Source organism: Flavobacterium humi, assembly GCF_004745595.1.
Classification (GTDB): domain Bacteria; phylum Bacteroidota; class Bacteroidia; order Flavobacteriales; family Flavobacteriaceae; genus Flavobacterium; species Flavobacterium humi.
On record NZ_SRLH01000004.1, the window covers coordinates 122502 to 144175 of the forward strand.

At 41.9% G+C, this 21674-nt stretch carries 17 protein-coding genes; 10 read left to right on the forward strand and 7 right to left on the reverse strand.

Translation table 11 applies throughout. The features are described from left to right. Nucleotides 1–43: 43 nt before the first annotated feature. The 9 genes from E4635_RS08165 to E4635_RS08205 all read left to right on the forward strand — a co-directional run bounded on the left by E4635_RS08165 (nt 44) and on the right by E4635_RS08205 (nt 11598). Complete coding sequence (locus E4635_RS08165; RefSeq protein WP_135526149.1) at nt 44–835, forward strand: tetratricopeptide repeat protein; 792 nt, start codon at nt 44–46, stop codon at nt 833–835. A gap of 72 nt (nt 836–907) precedes the next feature. Then, nucleotides 908–1480, forward strand: coding sequence for a 6,7-dimethyl-8-ribityllumazine synthase (gene ribH, locus E4635_RS08170; RefSeq protein ID WP_135526150.1), 573 nt, complete (start codon nt 908–910; stop codon nt 1478–1480). A 173-nt stretch (nt 1481–1653) separates the two neighbouring features. Then, nucleotides 1654–4707, forward strand: a complete 3054-nt coding sequence (locus E4635_RS08175; RefSeq protein WP_135526151.1) for a SusC/RagA family TonB-linked outer membrane protein — start codon at nt 1654–1656, stop codon at nt 4705–4707. 11 nt (nt 4708–4718) lie between these two features. Beyond that, complete coding sequence (locus E4635_RS08180; protein WP_169630224.1) at nt 4719–6230, forward strand: SusD/RagB family nutrient-binding outer membrane lipoprotein; 1512 nt, start codon at nt 4719–4721, stop codon at nt 6228–6230. A gap of 38 nt (nt 6231–6268) precedes the next feature. Then, complete coding sequence (locus tag E4635_RS08185; RefSeq protein WP_135526153.1) at nt 6269–6745, forward strand: hypothetical protein; 477 nt, start codon at nt 6269–6271, stop codon at nt 6743–6745. Between the two features lie 188 nt (nt 6746–6933). Beyond that, nucleotides 6934–8781: a DNA mismatch repair endonuclease MutL gene (gene mutL, locus E4635_RS08190; RefSeq protein ID WP_135526154.1), complete on the forward strand. Its 1848-nt coding sequence runs from the start codon at nt 6934–6936 to the stop codon at nt 8779–8781. Further along, nucleotides 8781–9584 carry a rhomboid family intramembrane serine protease gene (locus tag E4635_RS08195; protein ID WP_135526461.1) on the forward strand — a complete coding sequence of 268 codons (804 nt, stop codon included), beginning with the start codon at nt 8781–8783 and terminating at the stop codon, nt 9582–9584. The genes mutL and E4635_RS08195 overlap by 1 nt, the downstream gene beginning before the upstream one ends. A 16-nt stretch (nt 9585–9600) precedes the next feature. Beyond that, complete coding sequence (locus E4635_RS08200; protein ID WP_135526155.1) at nt 9601–10485, forward strand: rhomboid family intramembrane serine protease; 885 nt, start codon at nt 9601–9603, stop codon at nt 10483–10485. Between the two features lie 60 nt (nt 10486–10545). Further along, the gene (locus tag E4635_RS08205) at nt 10546–11598 is read left to right on the forward strand and encodes an endonuclease/exonuclease/phosphatase family protein (protein WP_135526156.1); all 1053 of its coding nucleotides are present in this window, start codon (nt 10546–10548) and stop codon (nt 11596–11598) included. 157 nt (nt 11599–11755) lie between these two features. On the opposite strand, the gene E4635_RS08210 is transcribed toward E4635_RS08205, so the two are convergent. The 7 genes from E4635_RS08210 to E4635_RS08240 all read right to left on the reverse strand — a co-directional run bounded on the left by E4635_RS08210 (nt 11756) and on the right by E4635_RS08240 (nt 18104). Beyond that, nucleotides 11756–12367 carry a WbqC family protein gene (locus tag E4635_RS08210; RefSeq protein WP_135526157.1) on the reverse strand — a complete coding sequence of 204 codons (612 nt, stop codon included), beginning with the start codon at nt 12365–12367 and terminating at the stop codon, nt 11756–11758. Between the two features lie 4 nt (nt 12368–12371). Beyond that, complete coding sequence (gene lepB / locus E4635_RS08215) at nt 12372–13928, reverse strand: signal peptidase I (protein WP_135526158.1); 1557 nt, start codon at nt 13926–13928, stop codon at nt 12372–12374. 67 nt (nt 13929–13995) lie between these two features. Further along, nucleotides 13996–14700 (reverse strand): 4-hydroxy-tetrahydrodipicolinate reductase, encoded by a 705-nt coding sequence (dapB, locus tag E4635_RS08220; RefSeq protein WP_135526159.1) that lies wholly within the window; start codon nt 14698–14700, stop codon nt 13996–13998. Between the two features lie 32 nt (nt 14701–14732). Next, nucleotides 14733–15293 carry a DUF5683 domain-containing protein gene (locus E4635_RS08225; RefSeq protein WP_135526160.1) on the reverse strand — a complete coding sequence of 187 codons (561 nt, stop codon included), beginning with the start codon at nt 15291–15293 and terminating at the stop codon, nt 14733–14735. Beyond that, nucleotides 15293–16195: a ParB/RepB/Spo0J family partition protein gene (locus E4635_RS08230; RefSeq protein WP_135526161.1), complete on the reverse strand. Its 903-nt coding sequence runs from the start codon at nt 16193–16195 to the stop codon at nt 15293–15295. Before E4635_RS08230 ends, E4635_RS08225 begins: the two co-directional genes overlap by 1 nt. A gap of 7 nt (nt 16196–16202) precedes the next feature. After that, nucleotides 16203–16967, reverse strand: coding sequence for a ParA family protein (locus E4635_RS08235; protein WP_135526162.1), 765 nt, complete (start codon nt 16965–16967; stop codon nt 16203–16205). 255 nt (nt 16968–17222) lie between these two features. Beyond that, nucleotides 17223–18104, reverse strand: a complete 882-nt coding sequence (locus E4635_RS08240) for an SDR family oxidoreductase (RefSeq protein WP_169630225.1) — start codon at nt 18102–18104, stop codon at nt 17223–17225. A 217-nt stretch (nt 18105–18321) separates the two neighbouring features. On the opposite strand from E4635_RS08240, the gene E4635_RS08245 reads away from it, so the two are divergent. Continuing rightward, a complete protein-coding gene (locus tag E4635_RS08245; RefSeq protein ID WP_246020730.1) occupies nt 18322–21645 on the forward strand; it encodes a VIT domain-containing protein in 3324 nt (1107 codons plus the stop codon). The last annotated feature ends 29 nt before the right edge of the window (nt 21646–21674 follow it).

The window sequence follows — 21674 nt, forward strand, 5'->3', positions numbered from 1 at the left end:
TCAATAAAAATTTTATTTTTGCACCTCACTAATTTAAATATAAATGGCAACTTATAATAAAAGAGGGTATAAAGCTCCAAAACCTGAAGGCGAGAAGTTAGAAAATGTTGAAGATCTGGAACAAGATATCAATGTTAATGAGAAGGACAGTACTACGGCTACCGTATTTAACACCCTTGACGAAACGGCTTCACGTACCGAAGAGTTTATTGCAAAAAACCAAAATATCATCCTTTCAGTAGTTGGTGGTATAGCTTTGGTTGTTGCAGGCTATTTATTGTATAGCAAATTTGTTTCCGGGCCAAAGGAAAACGAAGCGGCAAGCGATATGTTCCAGGCACAGCAATATTTCAAACAAGCTGTTGAGGGAACCGTGGCTAACGATTCTTTATACAACCTGGCTTTGAATGGTGGAGAAGGCAAACAAGGTTTCCTTGATATAATCGAATCTCATTCCGGTACGGATGCCGGTAACCTGGCAGAATACTATGCAGGAATGTCTTTCCTTAATACAAAACAATTCCAGAAAGCGATCGATCATTTGGCAAAATTCAAATCAGATGATGCTTTTGCCAATGCTATTGCCATTGGAGCTACAGGAGATGCATATGCCGAATTGAAAAAACCGGAGCAGGCATTGGAGTTTTACGTAAAAGCTGCTGAAAGCAACAAAAATGGAATGACAACACCGCGTTTCTTATTAAAAGCAGGGCAAACCGCTTTGACTTTAAACAAAAAAGCAGACGCTTTGAAATACTTTACTGATATTAAAGATAATTTCAGTACGGCTCCTGAAGCTCAGAACATTGAGGCTTTAATAGGTTTAGCCCAATAATAATTTGAATTAGAGAATTAGGATTAAGGATTTTAAATGTTTAAATTCGTAATTCAAATTCCTATTTAAATTATGGCTACAGCAAATAAAAACTTATCAGATTACGATAAAAATGCAATCCCAAGCGCGAAAGATTTTCGGTTTGGGATTGTTGTTTCTGAATGGAACGATAAAATTACCGAAGGGTTATTCCGAGGGGCGGAATTCGCCTTATTGGATTGTGGAGCGGCACCTGAGAACATTATCCGCTGGAATGTACCGGGAAGTTTTGAATTGATTTACGGGGCCAAAAAAATGATAGAAACACAAAATGTGGATTGTGTCATTACCATCGGTTGCGTGATCAAAGGGGAAACGATGCATTTCGAATTTGTTTGTGAAGGTGTGACCCAGGGAATCAAGGATTTAAATGTCCTCTCCGATGTCCCTACTATCTTTTGCCTGCTGACAGATAATACCGAACAGCAGTCTATTGACAGAAGTGGAGGAATCCACGGGAACAAAGGCACTGAAGCTGCCATTGCGGCCATAAAAATGGCTTTTTTAAGGCAACAGGCCAACAGTCGTTTCCATTTTGATACCCAAAAATTATTATCGGAACATCAGTACCAAATTGAAGAAGGCAAAAAGCGGCTTGAAAAATAAAATATAAAGCCAGGACAATTTACGCGCGGTCTCTTATTTCTAAACTAAATTTTAGGAATAAGGGACCGTTTTTTATTGGGATAATTTGATTTCACAAAAATAATTGTAAGATTTTTATTAGTAATAAAATAAAAATATTCTCATATTTGTGTTAAAACAAATAAAATTATCCTATGAAATTAACGTTTAATCGATTTTTAGTGCTGTTTTTAGCATTAATATCACAATTGGTACTGGCACAGGAGAGGAACGCTTCAGGTGTTGTTACAGATCAAAAAGGGCTCCCGTTACCAGGAGTTAATGTAGTCGTCAAAGGCACCACAAGAGGCGTGCAAACAGACTTTGACGGTAAATTCAAAATCCAGGCTGCGCAGGGCGAAATACTCGTATTTAGTTTTATGGGTATGCAAACCAAAGAAGTAAGTGCATCGGCAAACATGAATGTCAAATTGACCGAAGATGCCCTGCAGTTAGGCGAAGTGACCGTTACCACCGCGTTGGGTATCAAACGGAAACCGGACGAAATCACCACTTCCAACCAGGTAGTCAAAACAAGGGAACTGACCCAGGCCAGCAATCCCAGCGCCATTCAGAGTTTGGCAGGAAAGGTTTCAGGACTTCAGGTGAGCACCACTTCAACCGGATTGAACCCCGGCGTGAGTATCGTTTTAAGAGGGGCGAAATCAATTTCGGGAAACAACGAGGCATTGGTTGTTATTGATAACATTGTCTCGAGCGCTTCTGTTCTTTCTTCCATTGACCCTAACGTCATCGAATCCATAAATGTGATCAAAGGGGCCAATGGTGCCGCATTATATGGAGAAAGAGGGGCTACAGGTGTCATCATTGTGACCACCAAAAAAGGAACAAAGTCAGAAAAAATGACTGTTGACGTTACGTCATCGGTTACAACCGAATCCATAGCGTACCTTCCGGAAACCCAAAACAGGTACGGCCAGGGATGGCAAGGGGATTTCGACTGGACAGATCAAGGTTCCTGGGGGCCGGAATATGACGGGTCAACGCAGGTTGTCGGTATTCCGTATCCAACGGCAACAGACTGGCGTTTTGGCGCTTACGAACATATTGAAGACAATATCAAGCCTTTCTTCGATACAGGCATCAACCTGCAGAACAGTGCTACAATTGCGGCAGGCAATGTCGATACCGGATATATTTCCTTGAATTTAAACCGGCAGGATTTCAAAGGAGTTATCCCTTCCGATGTAAAAACAAAAAACTTTTTCAACTTAAGCGGCGGAAAAAAAGTAGGGAAGTTCATGCTGTCAGGGATAGCCAGGTATTCAAACGATAAAACATCAAGGGTAAACGGGAATACATACCAGACGCTTGCCAATACGGCCGGTAATATCCCTGTTCAAATGTTCAATTCGGGTAATAATGGCGACCACTGGACATTGTATGATGACAGCCCGTACTGGAAATTGAAAAACGACAGGACGGATATCGAAAATAATATCAACGAATTTATGGGTGAGGCACAGTATTCGTTAAACAAGAATATTGATTTTGTATTAAGGAGCTCTGTAAGGAATACTTCCGGCAATACTACTTCCTTTACCAACGAATACATCGATTTGCTCCAGTTGACGGGTACCGATAGGAAAATCCGTTCTTTTTACAGTCAGGCCAATTCAAACAGAAGGGTGATCTATACTGATTTCCTGGTGAATTTCAATTACGATTTAACGGAAAAAATAACCTTCAAATCGAATTTGGGTTTAAACGCCACTGATGATAAATTCAATTCGGTAGGTTCTTCAGGACGTGATTTAAGCCTTGCCGATTATTACGATTTGGATAATATCTCCAATGTCCAGAATCCGTCTGAATTTAAATCAAGACAAAGGACAGCCGGTATTTTCGGGCAGGTTGATTTAGGTTACAATGAATATTTATTCTTAAACCTTACGGGCAGAAACGATTGGAATTCGGCTTTAAAAACCATCAACAGGAAAAATACGAGCTTTTTCTACCCTTCGGCGGGTATAGCATTCATCCCGACCAAAGCTTTTGAAGGGTTGAAAGGAAATGTGCTGCACAAGGCAAAACTTTCGGCCAGTTACGTAAAAGTAGGAAATGCAAGTGCTTTGGCACCGCACGCCTTGAACAATACGGGAATAAAAGCTCCGGGCTATCCGTATTTCCTGACACCGTTAAATTCATTCATACTGAACACTTCCAAAGTAGATAAGGATATCGAAAACGAATTTGTGAAATCTGCGGAATTTAATGTCAACCTGGAATTCCTGAACAGAAGAGTACCGAGGATTACACTTGATGCGGCTGCCACCATTTCCAGAAATGAAAACCAGTTGCTAAATACAACAGTATCCAGTACAACAGGGTTGGGGGATGCGCTGATCAATGTAGGGGAAACCAAATCACGAGCGTTTGAAGTAGACTTAGGTTTTACGCCTTTTAAAACGGACAATATAGAATGGAGCGGAAGGGTTTCGTATTCCACATTCAAAACAACTGTTGTAAAAGTGACGGATGATTCTGATATCGTAGGATCCGGGACGCCTGGTATTTATGCTGTAGAAGGACAAGAGTTTCCTTTAATCAGAGGATATGCCTATACAAGGGACGATCAGGGAAGAGTGGTGCTGGATTCTAATGGTGACCCGATAAAAAGCTCTCAATTGCAAATTTTAGGCAAAACGACACCGGACTATATTTTAAACTTTTCGACAGAATTCAAATATAAAAACATAACTTTAAGTGCTGTAGCGGATTACAGGACAGGCCATGTTTTCTATTCGGGTGTGGCGGAACAGCTTAACGGACAGGGAAGATCTATAGAATCTGCCGAAGGAGGAAGGCAGCCTTTTATTTTCCCGAATTCTACTATTGAAGGTTCAGGGGTAACAAATACGACACAAACTACCGGAGGAGACGGTTCCTATGCTGATTTTCAAAGTTATGTAACGGATAATTACGGTTATTTTGATGAGAATTTCGTTATGGATGCCAGCGCGTTCAAACTTCGTGAGGTAGCCTTGAATTACGAATTGTCCAAAAACATCATTTCAAGAGTGGGTTTAAGCCGCTTTAATGTGGGAATCAGCGGCAGGAATTTGCTGACCGTATTGCCAAAAGCCAACAGGAATTATAACGATCCTGAAACAGGTAACGGAATAGCGGGTTATAGCTTTACGCCACCAACGAAATTCTATACTTTCAGTATTAATCTTGCCTTCTAAAAATGTACAAAATGAAAAAAGCAATACGAAAAATAACGATATTCTCTATAATCGCAACGTTCTTTGTGTCCTGTGAAGATTATATTGATGTTAACAAAGACCCGAATAGCCCGGAAGTCTCAGAATTGACTCCCGACAACATCCTGCCAGGGGCACAAACCACTACGGCAACTACCTTCGGGACAAGGATGAACCAACTTGGGAACCTGATGTCCGTGAGCTGGTCTGCAAATGCGACTGATTTTACCAGTCCTTTTATCAATGAGTTCAAATACAATGTCACCACTACTTTTTACGATGATATTTGGGATAACCTGTACCAAAGGACCTCTAATTTTTCCCATATCGAAAAATACCAGGACGGGCAAAATTGGGACCATCATAGAGCGATTGCCAAGATTATGAAAAGCTTTTATTTTCAGTATCTTGTTGATTTGTATGGCGATTTACCGTATACTCAAATCCACAACAGCACTGATTTCCTTTTTCCTAAATACGATGACGATAAGGCAACGTACCGATTATTGATCACACAATTGGATGATGCCATCAATTTGATAGACAATACCGATGATACCACTGTACGTTCTGTAGTTGCCTTTGATGTTATGATGCATGGCGATATGCCGAAATGGAAACGTTTTGCCAATACCCTGAAACTCCGTATCCTTTTGAGACAGTCGCAATTAGCCGATGCCGATACGCAAACCTACCTGACACAGCAGTTTGCCAATCTTCAAAATTCGGGAGCACAATTTTTAGCGGCCAATGAAGACGTGACAATAAATCCGGGATACCTGAATTCGGATGGGAAACAGAATCCTTTTTATGCAACGTATGGAAGGGATCCGCAGGGAGATGCCACATCTACAAACAATTTGGTAGGGCCGTCAAAATTCACTGCTGATTTTTTACGTGGTTTACTTCCTGGAAGAAGTGTGGTTGATCCGAGAAGGTTACGTCTTTATACTTCGAGAACTGCGGGATCAACAACCATTACAGGAGTTGCGCAGGGAGCTAGCACAGGAAGGCCTTCCCGTTTAGGGCCGGCAATCATTAAAGGTTCCAATCAGGATATGATCATCATGCAATCTGCCGAAAGCTTATTTCTTCAGGCAGAAGCGGCGCAAAGAGGCTATCTTGCGGGCAATGCGCAGGCTTTATTTGAAAACGGTATCAATGCTTCATTTGCAATATTGGGATCAACTCCTACGGAAGCCGCTAATTATATTACTTTGAGCCAGGGTGTCAATACCGTTGGATGGACTGGTTCTGCCAATAAAATCGAAGCCATTATCACCCAAAAATGGATTGCCAATAACTGTATCAATGGTATCGAATCATGGATTGAACTGACCAGGACAGGATTCCCTTCCGGAATGCCATTGCCTTTGACCACAAACAGCGCGACAAGGCCTATCCGATTGTTGTACCCGGCTTCCGAATATTCGGGGAACACCAATAACGTGCCTAACCAAACAGCTGCGGATGCTTTTACCAGCCCTGTATTTTGGGATAATTAATTCACAGACATTAAAAGTCTAATCAAAAACAAAGAAAAATGGACAATTATATAAAAAACATAGGAAAATTAACGGCACTGTCCTTATGCGGGTTATTGTTATTCTCTTGTGAGAAGGAAGACGACCTACTGCAACGTACCGGTAAACCTACTGTGACGATAGATCAAAAAGACATCACGGTGACCGAAGGCGATCCGATTACCCTGGATTTTAAATTAAGTTATGCTATTCCGGCGGAAACCCACATCAGGATTGAAGTAGCCGGAGGTACCGCTACAGACGAGGATGATTTCCTATTCGACCTGGATACCATGGAAGATGCCGGCGGCGGATTTTTTGGAGGGAACGGATACTTTTTTGTCATAGACCCGGACGAAACGACAGCGACACTGGATATCGAAACAATAGCCGATGCCATGCCGGAAGGGACTGAAACACTAACATTGAAATTTTATAGTGCCAGTCAGGGAAGAGCAGTAATCGACCAAACAGTAAATGTAAAAATCAACGATTAATTATTTTTTTTGATCGATTAAGAAAAGAAAGAGCCGTCCAAAATCAGGGCGGCTCTTTTTGTAGTAGTATTTTTTTATTTTAAGAATATCTTGGCTATTAAAACCAAAACCTTTTCCTTAAATTTGTGAACTCTGGTCTGCTAATCCGACCAGTCAGAAGAATAACAAGTTAACCACAAAATAAATTAATGTCAAGTATAATCCAATTACTTCCTGATCACGTTGCGAATCAAATTGCCGCAGGAGAAGTTGTACAACGCCCGGCTTCAGTAGTCAAAGAACTATTGGAAAATGCCATCGATGCGGGAGCCAGTGACATTAAACTGATTTGTAAGGAAGCCGGGAAAACCCTTGTCCAGGTTATCGATAACGGAAAAGGAATGAGTGTAACCGATGCACGTTTGTGTTTCGAACGCCACGCGACTTCCAAAATCCGTAAAGCGGAAGATTTATTTGACCTGCATACCAAAGGTTTCCGGGGAGAAGCATTGGCTTCTATTGCAGCCATAGCCCACGTAGAATTGAAAACCAGGCAGGACCAGGAAGAACTGGGCACCCATATTATCATTGAAGGAAGTAAATTTATGGCACAGGAACCTTCTGTTTTGCCTAAAGGAACTTCTTTTTCGGTCAAGAACCTGTTTTTTAATATTCCGGCACGCCGTAATTTCTTAAAATCGGATGTGGTCGAATTGCGCCATATTATTGATGAATTCCAGCGTGTTGCCTTGGCGCACAGCAACATTCATTTTACCTTGTACCATAACGGAAGCGAATTATTCAATTTGCCCCAGTCGAATTTACGCCAGCGGATTGTCAATATTTTTTCTGGTAAAACCAATGAAAAACTCGTGCCCATCCAGGAATCTACCGAAATCCTGTCTATTCAGGGTTTTGTAGGGAAGCCTGAATTTGCCAAGAAAAACCGCGGCGAGCAATTCTTTTTTGTAAACGACAGGTTCATCAAAAGTTCCTACCTGCACCATGCGGTAATGTCTGCCTATGAAGGTTTGCTGCGTGACGGCCTGCAACCCAGCTATTTCTTATACCTGACGGTGCCTACCCATACGATCGATATCAATATCCATCCCACAAAAACCGAAATCAAGTTTGATGACGAACATGCTTTGTATGCGATTTTACGTTCTGCGACCAAACATAGTTTAGGCCAGTTCAATGTGGCACCAATCCTGGATTTCGAAAGGGATTTTAACCTTGATACCCCGTATAGCTACCAAAATAAAGAAGCCGAAACGCCAACCATACAAATCGACAGTAATTTCAATCCGTTCCAGGAAGAGAAAAAAACGGCAACAGGCTCGTCTTTTGGCTTTAAGCCGAAAAAAGAAGCCCAGCCACAATGGGAAAGCCTGTATGTAGGCCTGAAAGAGAATTTTGAGCCGGAGGAAATGCATTTTGAATCAGAAGCGGTAACGAGTTCTTTGTTCTCTGATCATGAAGTGGAAAAAGCCCCTACATCAACCTATCAAATCCATAAAAAATATATTGTCAGCCCTATTAAATCAGGAATGCTGATTATTGACCAGCAAAGGGCCCATCAGCGTATTTTGTATGAGCAATTCCTGACCAATATTACAGTACACCAGGCCAGCAGCCAACAATTGCTGTTCCCGCTGACCCTGTATTTTTCCGGGAATGAAATGGCCATATTGAAGGAATTGAAGCCATCCTTGGAAAGCACAGGTTTTATATTTGAAGCTTTGAACCTGGATTCGGTAGTGATTTCCGGTGTGCCTGTGGCCATTACCGAGAGCGAGGTTCCCATCGTTTTGGAACAATTGATCTCTGATTTGCAGGACGAAATCCCCGACAGCAGTTTCAGCCAGATGGACAGTATGGCAAAATCTATGGCAAGGAGCTTGGCTGTAAAAACCGGAACGTACCTTACCGAAAAAGAACAGGAAAATATGGTCAACAGCCTGTTTGCCTGCAAAGAAAATTCGGTTTCGCCTTTTAATAAACCTACTTTCATTACGTTGAGTGTGGAAGATTTGGATAAAAAATTCAGTATATGATGAATAATATGACTCCGACGGTTAAGCAGTTGCTTATCATTAATATTTTATTTTTCCTCGGAAGCTGGGCAGTTCCCGAGGCAGAGCATTACTTGGCCCTGTATTATTTTGAAAATGATAACTTCAGGTTCTGGCAGCCTATCACGCATATGTTTATGCACGGAGGAATCGCTCATCTTGCTTTCAATATGTTTGCTTTGGTTTCCTTCGGGTCTATCCTGGAACATTTTTGGGGCTGGAAGAGGTTTTTGTTTTTTTACTTATCCTGCGGTATTGGTGCTTTTTTAATACACACCGGTGTAAATTACTATCAAATCCATGCTATCCTGGACAATATTTCAGGGCTGAATTTATCCAAGGAAGAGATGATTACGGTACTCAACGCCAATATGGGGCAATTATTTGATGATAATGGGCAGATGGTAGCAGGGCCTGTCAAAACAATGCTGGAAAATGCGCATTGTACTCAGGAACAATTTAATGCCTTAACCCAGGCACTACCTGACTTTTTAACACCTGCATTAGGTGCTTCGGGCGCTATTTACGGATTGCTGATTGCCTTTGCTTTCATGTTCCCGGATGCTGAATTGTCGCTGCTTTTTATCCCGATACCACTCAAAGCCAAATATTTCGTACCCATTTATATGTTCCTGTATGATGGTTTTTTTGGTATCTTCGGAAGTTCTATGTTTGGATTCAGTACCGGTGTAGCTCATTTTGCGCATATTGGAGGAGCATTAACAGGATTGTTGCTCATGCTGTATTGGAAAAACAGTAAATTCAACCACAAGCGCTGGAATTAATTCAATATAATGTAAGATGGACATACTTAACGATTTAAAATTGCAATACAGAATAGGGGATATGACGACCAAATTGATTTTTTGGAACGTCCTCTTGTTTGCTATTCCGGAAGTATTTTTTTCTTTACTGAAATTGTTTAACATCCATATTTCGTATTACGATTTTATCGGGCTTACCAACGATCCTTCCGATTTGCTCCAAAAGCCCTGGACGATTATTTCCTATTCGTTTTTCCATGCCAATTTCTTTCATATTCTTTTTAACATGCTGATGCTCAATTTTTCAGGAAAATTGTTCACTACGTTTTTCACGCAAAAGCAATTGTTGGGATTGTATGTTTTGGGAGGTGTGGTAGCAGGAATCGTTTACATCGCCAGTTACCTTTTTTTGCCGGCTTTGGCCAATCAGAATACATTGCTGGTTGGCGCTTCTGCATCGGTAATGGCGGTCCTGATAGCTACGGTAACCTACCAACCCCATATGAACCTGAGGCTGGCCCTTATCGGGAATGTCAAACTCTGGCATATTGCCCTGGTGTTCCTGGCACTCGATCTGATCCAGTTGCCATTAGAGAATACCGGAGGGCATTTGTCGCACCTTGGCGGAGCGCTATTTGGCTTCATTTATACTAAAGCATTGCAAAACGGAACAGACCTGTCCAGCGGATTCAACGCGATATTGGATTGGTTTGCCACATTATTTTCTCCCCGGAAATCTACCCCTTTCACAAAAGTACACCGAAACCCCAAATCGGCTAAACCTGCGAAAACTACTGGTAAAATTGTAACAAAAGACAAAACCCAGCAACAAATTGACGAAATTTTGGACAAGATAAGCAAGTCCGGTTACGACAGCCTGACGGCAGATGAGAAGGAATTCCTTTTCAAAGCCGGTAAGTAATGTTTTAATTTTTGCCAAAATATCATTAATTTGTACTGATATTCAGTAAAGTAAAGAATAATGAAGAACCTTTCCTGGTTTAATAAGCTCGCCTTTTTCTGTAATATAGTACTTACTGTATTAACTTTCCTTGCGTATGTTTTGCCATTCCTGGCACCTACGTGGTTTCCGTTTTTATCGGTATTGACACTTATTTTGCCTTTGTTTTTAATACTCAACGCCCTGTTTTTCATGTATTGGTTCATCCAGTTCAAGCGGCAGATGATCCTTTCGGGACTAGTGCTTCTTTTGGGGATTACTTTTATCAACAAATTTTATAAATTCTCTTCCAAAAACATTGAAACCTCCGATAAGGATTTTATCGTCATGAGTTATAATGTTCGTTTATTGAATCTATTTAATTGGATACCAAGAGATAACGTTGCGGAAGACATCCTGCATTTTGTAAACGAGAATAACCCTGATATCCTTTGCATACAAGAATATTCCACTTCGGCTTCGGCCAAAATCGACCTGAAAATATACCCCTACCGGGCGATTTTTATGAAAGGCGATAAAATAAAAACCGGGAATGCCATATTCTCGAAATTCCCGATTGTCAATGAAGGCAAAATAGAGTTCCCAAAATCCAATAACGATGCGATTTTTGCAGATATCAAAATCGGGAAAGACCTTGTGCGGGTGTATAACATCCACTTGCAATCGATCAAGATTTCGCCGGATGTCAGTGAAATATCCGAGAACGTAGAAGGAATCAACCAGCAAAAATCACAACAGATTTTCAAAAGGATCAGCGAAGCATTCAAAAAGCAACAGCAGCAGGCAGAGATCATCATGGACCATAAAAAAGGCTGTAAATACCCGTTGGTTATTTGCGGAGACATGAACAACAGCGCCTTTTCCTATGTATACCGAGGCATCAAGGGCGATCTCCAGGATTGTTTCGAACAGGCCGGAAAAGGTTTTGGACAAACTTATAATTTCAGGTATTACCCGGCGCGCATCGATTATATTTTTGCCGGCAATAACATGAGGGTCAAAAGCTTTACCAATTTCCCGGATTTCGTCAATTCAGACCATTTGCCGGTCATGACCAGATTGGCTATCGAATAATAATCAGGGCGTTCCCTCCGTAAACTCCGGGCGGGCTATTCGTTGCAATCTGCCATTGCGTACGGCGGAGCCTTCCGCAATACCAGGATTTCCACTGCTATCCCTAACGCGGCCACTGCTGTGCAAACGAATTCTTTACATTAAAACGAAAAAGGAATTAAAGGCTTTGATTCTTGAGGTAATCCAGGGCAAAACGCCCCTCGTTAAACAACAGGTCAAGGATGCTGAGATTATTCAGGTAACCGTGTTTTTCTTCAAAAACCTGCGTGTAAGGTTCAAATACATGAGTGTCTTTTTTGCCGTTGGCCAAGTGGCGGAAGTCCTTGAAACCTGGAACTTCATGGAAATATTCCATTGTTTTCTGACCTTCAAATTTGAAACCGAGGCATTTGGATACCACTTCTATGGTTTCAAAATTCAAATCCATCAAAAAAGTATGCTTTTTGGTAAAGATAGGCGCAATAGTATCTTCGTAATATTCAAAAAAAGGAGAAGTCCTATAGGCGGCCTCCAATGATTTGAAATGCTGTTTCTGCCAGTCAAAAGCAGTCTCCAGGCGTACATCTTTTGTTTTCTGATGCAACTCTTTGGAATGCTTGATAGGAATATTCAATAGTTGGATGCCGTTTGGGCTGTAAATATACATCCTGTTCCGGTTGGTTTGTTTCTGGAAATTGTCTTCCATTTCAAAAGTAACCGAATCAGCTTTTGCCATCGCCGCAAAATGGCTTATTGACGGGAAATAAGTAGGATGTACTAAAATGTCCATGGTATTAATCAATTGGTGTATTGGATGCTTTCTTTTTCCTGAAATAATCAAAACCGAACCAAATCGCTAAAAGAATAAGGAAATACTTAAAGTAGGAAACCGGCTGTCCGTCTCCGCCAACCGTACAGAACAACCTGTTCCAACGGATTTTTTTCATAGGGCTTCCCCAGTTAAGGTTAGGGTCAATGCTCCACCAGATGAAGACCGGTTTGCCCACAACATGGTCGTACGGGACAAATCCCCAATAGCGGCTATCCTCCGAGTTATGGCGGTTGTCTCCCATCATCCAGTAATAATCCTGCTGGAAAGTATAGTTGATGGCAGGTTTGCCATTTACATAAATCTGGCCTTCTTTTTCTTCCAGGGTGTTATGCTCGTATACGGTAATCAACCTTCTGTAAAATGGCAGCGATTCCTTGTTCAGGGCCAATGTTTTCCCTTTTGCCGGAATGTAAATCGGGCCGTAATTGTCCTGGCTCCAGTTTTGGTTGTGCGGGAAAAGCCTTTTGTCCGCTTCTGTTGCAATATTCTTTACAATCGATTTTACAATAGGGTTTTGCTTTAATTTTGCTGCGGATTCTTCCGTAACGGCCACAAAATAATATTCATTCGGGCGGCCGGTAGGATAAACACCGTCCGTAATCTGCAGATCATACAGGTAATTCCCGTCTATGGACGACCCATCTGTCACGACTGTATACGAATATTGAGGTTTTGCCCTTTCCGGGAAAGCCAATCTTTTGTTGTCAATATAGACAACGCCGTTTTTTATCGAGACATTATCGCCAGGAACTCCAATACAGCGTTTTACATAGTTGGAACGTTTGTCCAGCGGTTTGTCAATATGTCTTTTTAAAGGATCGCGGAACTGGTATACCGTATCGGCCGGCCAGTTGAAAACAACAATATCGTTGCGTTTGATTTCGTCAAAGCCCGGAAAACGGAACGATGGCAATTGCGGCCAACTCAAATAGGATTTGGCCTTTACAAACGGAATACTGTCATGGACCATAGGTAGGGCCACAGCGGTTTTTGGTGTCCTCGGCCCGTAATGCAATTTGCTAACAAACAGGAAATCGCCAATTAGCAATGATTTTTCCAGCGATGAAGTAGGTATGTTAAAAGGTTGTATTACATATGTATGGACAATCGTCGCCACTACAATAGCATACAATGCGGAACTGATAGTGTCCCCGGTTTTGGTCGTAGCGACTAAACTGCGGTCCCTTTTGTAGGTAACCTCTTCAAAATAATTGATATAATAAATGTAAAATCCAAGTGTCAGGACGCCAAGAAGTGTGTCTTTTGTTGTGTTTTTGCCAAAACTCCTCAACGTTTCCACCCAAACGACAATAAACATGATTAAATTAACCACCGGTACAAATAATAACGCTGTCCACCAGGTAGGGCGGTTGATGATTTTCATCAAAACAATCGCGTTATATACAGGAATAGCCGCTTCCCATGATTTCCTGCCTGCCTTTTCGTATAATTTCCATGTTCCCAGATAATGTACGATTTGAAGCGCCAGGAAAAATACAAACCATTGGAATAGTGTCATTTTTGAAAAATTTAATCGTTTATGTGTTTATTAGTAGAGTTGGTTGTTTAATTGTTACCTAAAAAGCCTATTTGTTTAGGTTCAAAACATCTTTCATGGTAAAAACCCCTTTTTTGTCCTGAAGCCATTCCGCTGCGATTACGGCGCCTAAGGCAAAACCTTCGCGATTGTGGGCGGTATGCTTGATTTCAATCTGATCTACTTCAGAGTCGTAGAATATACTGTGGGTTCCCGGGATATTTTCAATCCTTTTGGCATCTATGTAAATTTCGCCTGACTTAGGTTTTTCCATTGTCCAGTTGTTATAACCGGAATTTTCGATAATCCCTTTGGCCAAGGAGATAGCAGTTCCGCTTGGGGCATCCAGTTTTTGCGTATGGTGGATTTCTTCCATGGAAACGTTGTATTGCTTTAAACGGGACATCATTTTGGCCAGGTAATCATTCAATTCAAAGAAGATATTAACGCCAAGGCTGAAATTGGAACCGTATATGAAACTTCCGTTGGTGGCCTGGCAAAGAGCAGTCATTTCGTCGTAATGCTCCAGCCATCCGGTTGTGCCGCAAATCACAGGGACGTTGGCTTTGAAACAGGCGGAAATATTATCTACTGCGCTGTCGGGAACACTGAAATCAATAGCTACATCAGCATCGGATAGGCCGTCATAGGAATCAGTGCTTGATTTTCTGAGGACGATTTCATGACCGCGTTCCAAAGCAATCCTTTCGATTACTTTCCCCATTTTGCCATATCCTAAAAGTGCGATTTTCATTTATTCTCTGTTTTTGAATTGATCTGCCGATGCTAAAATTGATAATTGAGGGTTAGTCCCAGGTTTTGCTTATAGGTAAAGTCGTTTTGCTGGATTTCAGGCCTTACGGTCAGTTTTCCGTTAACGTTGAATTGCTGCAAATGGGCATCGACATTCGCATCAATAATATTTAAAATGTACAATCCCGCAGTAATCAGCAAAGAGAGGTCCTTGTTCCGCTGATGGAATTTTTGCGCATCGACCAATCTTGATTCCGATAGGATTCCCTGGAATTGGTCCGTACTGGCATCACCCAAAAGAAGGCGCTGTTTGTAGGCATCACGGTATTCGTTGTATTTTTTCTTATTCCAGGCATAGGCATAAATACCTGTTCCCATCGCCGCGTAGACGATAGGGATTTTCCAGTATTTTTTGTTGTATGCCTGCCCCAACCCCGGTAAAAGTGCCGAAAAGAATGCAGCTTTGGCCGGAGCCAAAGGGTTAATTTCGGTATGGACGGTGTCAGTGGCAATCAGTTTGATCTCATCTTGGCTAAATCCGGAAAAATTCCCGCAAATGATACAGAAGAGCAATATGTAGCACCAATTCTTCACTAACCTTTTATCAGTTTGATTATACGGTTGAAATCCTCTTCCGACTGGAAAGGGATGCTGATTTTTCCTTTACCGTTCCCGGCAATCTTAACGTCTATTTTAGCACCGAAATAATCATTGATCGATTGTACTTCCATATCGTCAACTTCAAAAGAAGAAGTAGCCCTTGTCGCAGAAGCTGCTTTTGGCTTGGCTCCTTCCTGGTAATTCTTAACCAAAGCTTCCGTTTCACGCACCGATAGGTTCTGGCTCACGATTTTTTGGTAGATATCGGTCTGGACGTCATGGCTTTCCACATTGATAATGGCACGCCCGTGTCCCATAGAAATAAAGCCGTCACGGATTCCGGTCTGGATAATCGGGTCCAATTTTAACAAACGCAGGTAATTGGCAACAGTAGAACGTTTTTTTCCTACACGGTCGCTCATTTGCTCTTGTGTTAGTTGGATTTCATCAATAAGGCGCTGGTATGATAAGGCAATTTCAATTGGGTCAAGGTCATGGCGTTGGATGTTCTCCACCAAGGCCATAGTCAAGGATTCGTTATCATCAGCCAAACGGATATAAGCAGGCACGGTTTTTAACCCGACGATTTTTGAGGCACGCAAACGACGTTCTCCGGAAATCAACTGGTATTTGTTGAAGTCCATCTTACGAACCGTAATAGGTTGTATTACACCTAATTCACGGATAGAAGTAGCCAGTTCCTGCAATGATTCCTCATTGAAATTCGTCCTTGGCTGAAAAGGGTTGATCTCGATAGACTCGATTTCGAGTTCGATGATATTCCCTACTACTTTGTCTGCATTTTTATCGGTTACTGATTTAATATCATTTTCAGGATCTTTCAGTAAAGCTGACAATCCTCTTCCCATTGCTTGTTTTTTCACCGCTTGTGCCATATATTAATTAGCTGTTTTTCTTAATAATCTCTTCTGCAAGTTGTAAATAATTCGTTGCTCCTTTGCTTGTCGCATCGTAATTGATGATGCTTTCGCCGTAACTTGGCGCTTCGCTCAACTTGATATTTCTTTGTATTACGGTTTCAAAAACCATATTGTTGAAGTGTTTCTGCACTTCTTCCACCACCTGGTTCGACAATCTCAAACGGGAATCGTACATGGTTAGCAATAAGCCTTCGATGTCCAGTTCCGGATTGTGTATTTTCTGCACACTTTTAATGGTGTTCAATAATTTTCCTAATCCTTCCAAGGCGAAATATTCACATTGGATAGGAATCACGACACTATCTGCGGCAGTCAGCGCGTTCAATGTCAATAATCCCAATGACGGGGCACAATCGATGATGATGTAGTCGTATTGGTCTTTAATGGAAGCCAAGGTCTGTTTCAACATATATTCCCTGTTTTCCTTGTCGACCAATTCAATTTCGATGGCCACCAAATCAATATGGGCTGCTATCAGGTCCACGTTAGGGGCCGTTGTTTTTAAAATAGCCTCTTCCGGTTTATGGCTGTGTTCCAGGATCTGGTAGGTGCCTATTTCGATGCTGTCGATATCAAGGCCCAGTCCCGAACTGGCATTGGCCTGTGGGTCAGCATCTATTAATAAGACCTTTTTCTCTAAAACACCTAGTGATGCAGCTAAATTTATAGAAGTAGTCGTTTTCCCGACACCACCTTTTTGATTAGCGATTGCGATGATTTTGCCCATTTGATTTTTGAAATTTTGAGCCGTAAAAATACAATTATTTATGGGTTTTGAAAATCTTATTTGTTAACAATTGTGTAAACTTTGCTTTCAGGCGATCCGCAATTGGATCCTGTTTGCAGAATGCTGAAATCCGGCGCAGTTTTACACGGTTTTTCATCAGAAAGGAAATTTCATAAAAAAAGCCGGACTAAATTTCTTTACTCCAGCCTTTTCCTATCAACTAGTAACTAAAATTCTTGGTAAAACCTGAAGGAACTATTTGTTTCCTTTCGATTTGATCATCATCTCGAGCATGTCCCATAATTCATCAGGAACAGCTTCCAGCAAATTGAACTGCCCGGCCCCCTGTAGCCATTCGCCTCCGTCGATTGTGACCACTTCCCCGTTTATATAAGCTGAAAAATCGGAAACCAGGTAAGCAGCCAAATTGGCCAATTCCTGATGGTCTCCAACACGTTTCAGAGGTACTTTTTTAGACAAATCAAATTTTTCCTTTAAATCACCCGGCAATAACCTGTCCCATGCCCCTTTGGTCGGAAATGGGCCCGGAGCGATAGCATTCATACGGATTCCGTATTTTGCCCACTCAACAGCTAAACTCCTGGTCATGGCCAAAACTCCAGCTTTTGCCGTAGCGCTCGGTACTACGTACGCCGAACCGGTCCAGGCATAAGTGGTAACAATATTCAAAACGTTGCAATTGGTTTGTTTGGCATCAATCCAGTGTTTACCAAAGGCTAACGTACAATTTTTGGATCCTTTCAAAACAATATCTATTATGGTGTCCCATGCATTTGCAGACAATCTTTCAGTTGGGGAAATGAAGTTCCCGGCAGCATTATTAAGTAAAACATCCACTTTTCCGTAGGCTTTCAAAACTTCGGCCAGCATAGCTTCCACCTGGTCGTAATGGCGGACATCGCATTGCAGCGGCAGGCATTTCCCACCGGTTTCAGTTTCCAGTTCTGAAGCAGTGGTTTGCAGTTTTTCCAAATCGCGGGAAGTGATGGCCACCTTGGCGCCCAATTCCATGAAATATTTGGTCATGGCTTTACCCAAACCGCTTCCTCCACCGGTTACTACAATAACTTTATCTGAAAGTGCATTATCACGAAGCATTTTTGCTGAAAAATTCATAGTTTATTTTTTTAGAAAAAGTAAAAGTAATTAAAATAATTTGGTATGCATGCATAATAAAAAAATATTTCAGGAATTAATGATGATATTTTGTTTTTTAAGCTCCGAATGCCTGTATTTGCAGTCAAGCTGAAAAAAAACGGGAATCTTTCCCAACCTTTTCCGCCCAAAGGCACTCTATAAGGATATAAGGAATTTGAAACCAAAAAAATAAACTATGAAAAATGTACGCCTTGTTATCCTATTCTTAGTTGGGCATTTTGTGTATGCCCAAAGCCCGCAGTTAAACGTAAAAGGAGCAGATTCTGCCCGGGTAAAAATGAGCCAGTTGCTGGTTAGTGTCAAAGTGGTGGGGAATATCGCCTATACCACTGCCGAAATGCATTTTGCGAATTCGGCCACGCGCCAAATGGAAGCCGAATTGCTGTTCCCGCTCCCGGAAGGCGTTTCCGTTTCCCGATACGCCATCGATATAAACGGTAAAATGCGGGAAGCCGTGCCTGTTGACAAAAACAAAGGAAAGCAGGTATTTGAAGCCGTTGAACACCGAAGGGTCGATCCCGGGCTGCTGGAAAAAGTAGCGGGAAATAATTTCAGGACCCGTATTTACCCGATACTTCCCGGAAAAGAAAGAATTGTAATCATAGGCTACGAACAGGAATTGCAAGGTCTTGACAAAAACAACCTGATGTATCAGCTGGTGAGCCGTTTCCCGCAAAAGCTGGACCGGTTTGAGTTGGAAATCAATGTGATGGGCGCTGCTTCAGAACCTACGTTGCTAAATGAATCCGCTATAGCTTCAGTGGAAAAATTTACCGAAACATCCTGGAACCATTCCTATCATACTGCCATCAAAAAGACAGGTTACCAGCCATCGGAAAAAATATCGGTTACTATTCCTATCCCGAAGGAAATCCCGGGGGTTGTGGTGCAATCGGTAAACAGCCAGCATTATTTTTATGCCAATACATTCCTTGAAAATACCAAAATACTAAAGAAAAGCCCCAGTACCATCGGATTGCTATGGGATAATTCATTGAGCTGCAAAAACAGGGACATCCGGAAAGAATTACAGCTTCTGGAGGATTATTTTAAAGAAATAAAAAACACGCAGGTAACTTTGTACTACCTAAACTATACTTTTGAAAAAGGACAGGTTTTTACCATTAGCAACGGAAATTGGTCCGGACTGAAAACCCAACTGGAAAATACGGTATATGATGGCGGGACCCGTTTCTCCAAAATCAAACCTGGCAATCACGACGAATACCTTTTCTTTACAGACGGGCTTTCGTCATTAAGCGATAATACGCTGGAGAAAATAAACAGGCCGGTGTACACCATTACTTCTTCAGCTTCTTCAGATTATGCTTTCCTGAATTACAATGCCTTGAAAACAAACGGGAATTTCATCAACCTGAACCAGTCGGATAGGGCCAAAGCTGTAGAGCAGTTGTTGTATCAAAAATTGAAATTTCTAGGAATTAAAGACAATTATACAGTAACAGAATTGTTTCCCATGCCAGGCACAGCCGCTTCCGGAAGCTTCAGTGTTGCCGGGATTTCGCTAAAATCCGAAAACGAGGTAGTGCTGCTTTTTGGATACGGAAACCAAGCCATCTTAGAGAAAAAACTCTTTATTGATGCTAAAAGCCAAAACACAAACGATGTTAATATTGAGAAGCTCTGGGCGCAAAAGAAAATGGCCAACCTGGACATTCAGTACCAGAAAAATGCAGCAGAAATAGAAACGTTAGGGAAAAAATACGGGATTGTAACCCAAAATACGTCTCTTATTGTTTTGGAAGATATCCATGATTATATCCAGTATGATATTGTCCCTCCGGCAGAATTAAGGGCGGAATTTGACCGTATCATGAAAGAACAAAGAGAATCTGCATTGGCCGAAACACATAGCAATTGGGAAAATGTAGAGAGTTATCACGATAAATTGACAAACTGGTGGAACAGGGACACAAAATACATAAAGCCTAAAAAAGTCAAAGAACCCCGAAGAAGGAACAGGGATGTCGTTAACCGTCAAAGCAGTACGACGGGAAGGCCGGTTGAAATAAGGGAAGACAATCCAAGAGAGCAAACCAGTACGGCGGCCAATGTAAGAGGAAAAGTCATGGATGCTTCAGGGCCTATTCCCGGCGCGAATGTTTTGGTAAGAGGCACCACCAGAGGCGTGCAGACTAATTTTGACGGAGAATATTCCATCAACGCGACCCGGGGAGAGGTTATTCAAGTGTCTTTTTTAGGGATGGAATCCAAAGAATTTACCGTAAGGGGTAGCGGGGTTTATACGGTATTCCTAACAGACAGCAACGCCCAGCTCTCAGAAGTCGTGGTACAAGGATATTCGAATAGAAGTGACAGGGGAAGGGAAGATATGGAAGAAGACGAAGATGATAATCAGGTAAGAAGAAGACAATCATCAGTTTCGTATTCGACAACAAGAGTTACCGCAAAGGAACTGGAATCTGCTCCAGGAACTGGCAATAGTAACCAGGCATTGCAAGGAAGGGTTGCAGGAGTTTCGGTAGAAGGAATGGCTTCCGCACCCATCAGCAGGGTTACAGACAGTATTTCAAATAACAGGAATTCAGGGTTCATGGATGCAAACGGCACCCAAGTAAAACAATGGAATCCTGACAGGGCTTACCTGAAAGCTATAGAAGCCGCACCACAGGATAAGAAATACAGCGTTTACCTGCAGTTACGGGAAGAACAGCCTAACAATCCCAGCTTTTATTTTGATGTAGCGAACCATTTTTACAATAACGGCGACAAGCAAAAAGGATTACTGATTTTAAGCAACATTGCAGATTTAGGCCTTGAAAACCATCAATTGTATAAATCCCTTACGTACCAATTGCGCCAGTGGGAAGCTACTGAAGATGCTTTGTTTACGGCAAAACAAGTCGCAAAATGGAGAGAGCACGAACCGCAGAGCCATAGGGATTTGGCATTGGCATTGGAAGACAACAAACAATACCAGGCTGCTTTTGATGAATTGATCAAAGCCTTGGAAACCAATTATTTTGGAGAAATGAGAGGCCAGTACGAAGGGGTTGAAGACATCATCCTAATGGACATTAACCGTATGATTGCCGAGCATAGCAGTATCAAGACCGGGAAACTGGATAAGAAATACACCAAAAAAATGCCTGTTGCCGTCCGTATCATCCTCAACTGGAACCAGATGGATACTGATATAGATATGCATGTCATAGAACCAACCGGAGAGGAGTGCTATTACGGGCATGTCGATACGCAGGCCGGAGCACGTTTTTCCAAAGATTTTACCCAAGGCTACGGTCCTGAACAATATTTGCTGCGCAATGCTGTAAAAGGTACATTCCTTGTCAAGACCAATTATTATGGCGAAAGGGCACTTACCGAAAGCGGGCCGACCACGGTAATGGTAGAAATTTACACTACCAAAGCTAATGGCGTAACAGAGAGAAAGTTGCAAACCATTCAATTGGGGAAAGTCAAGGAAAACCAGAACCTGGCGGAAATTATCATTGATTAGGAATCTTTACAAAAGGCGCGGACAACCCA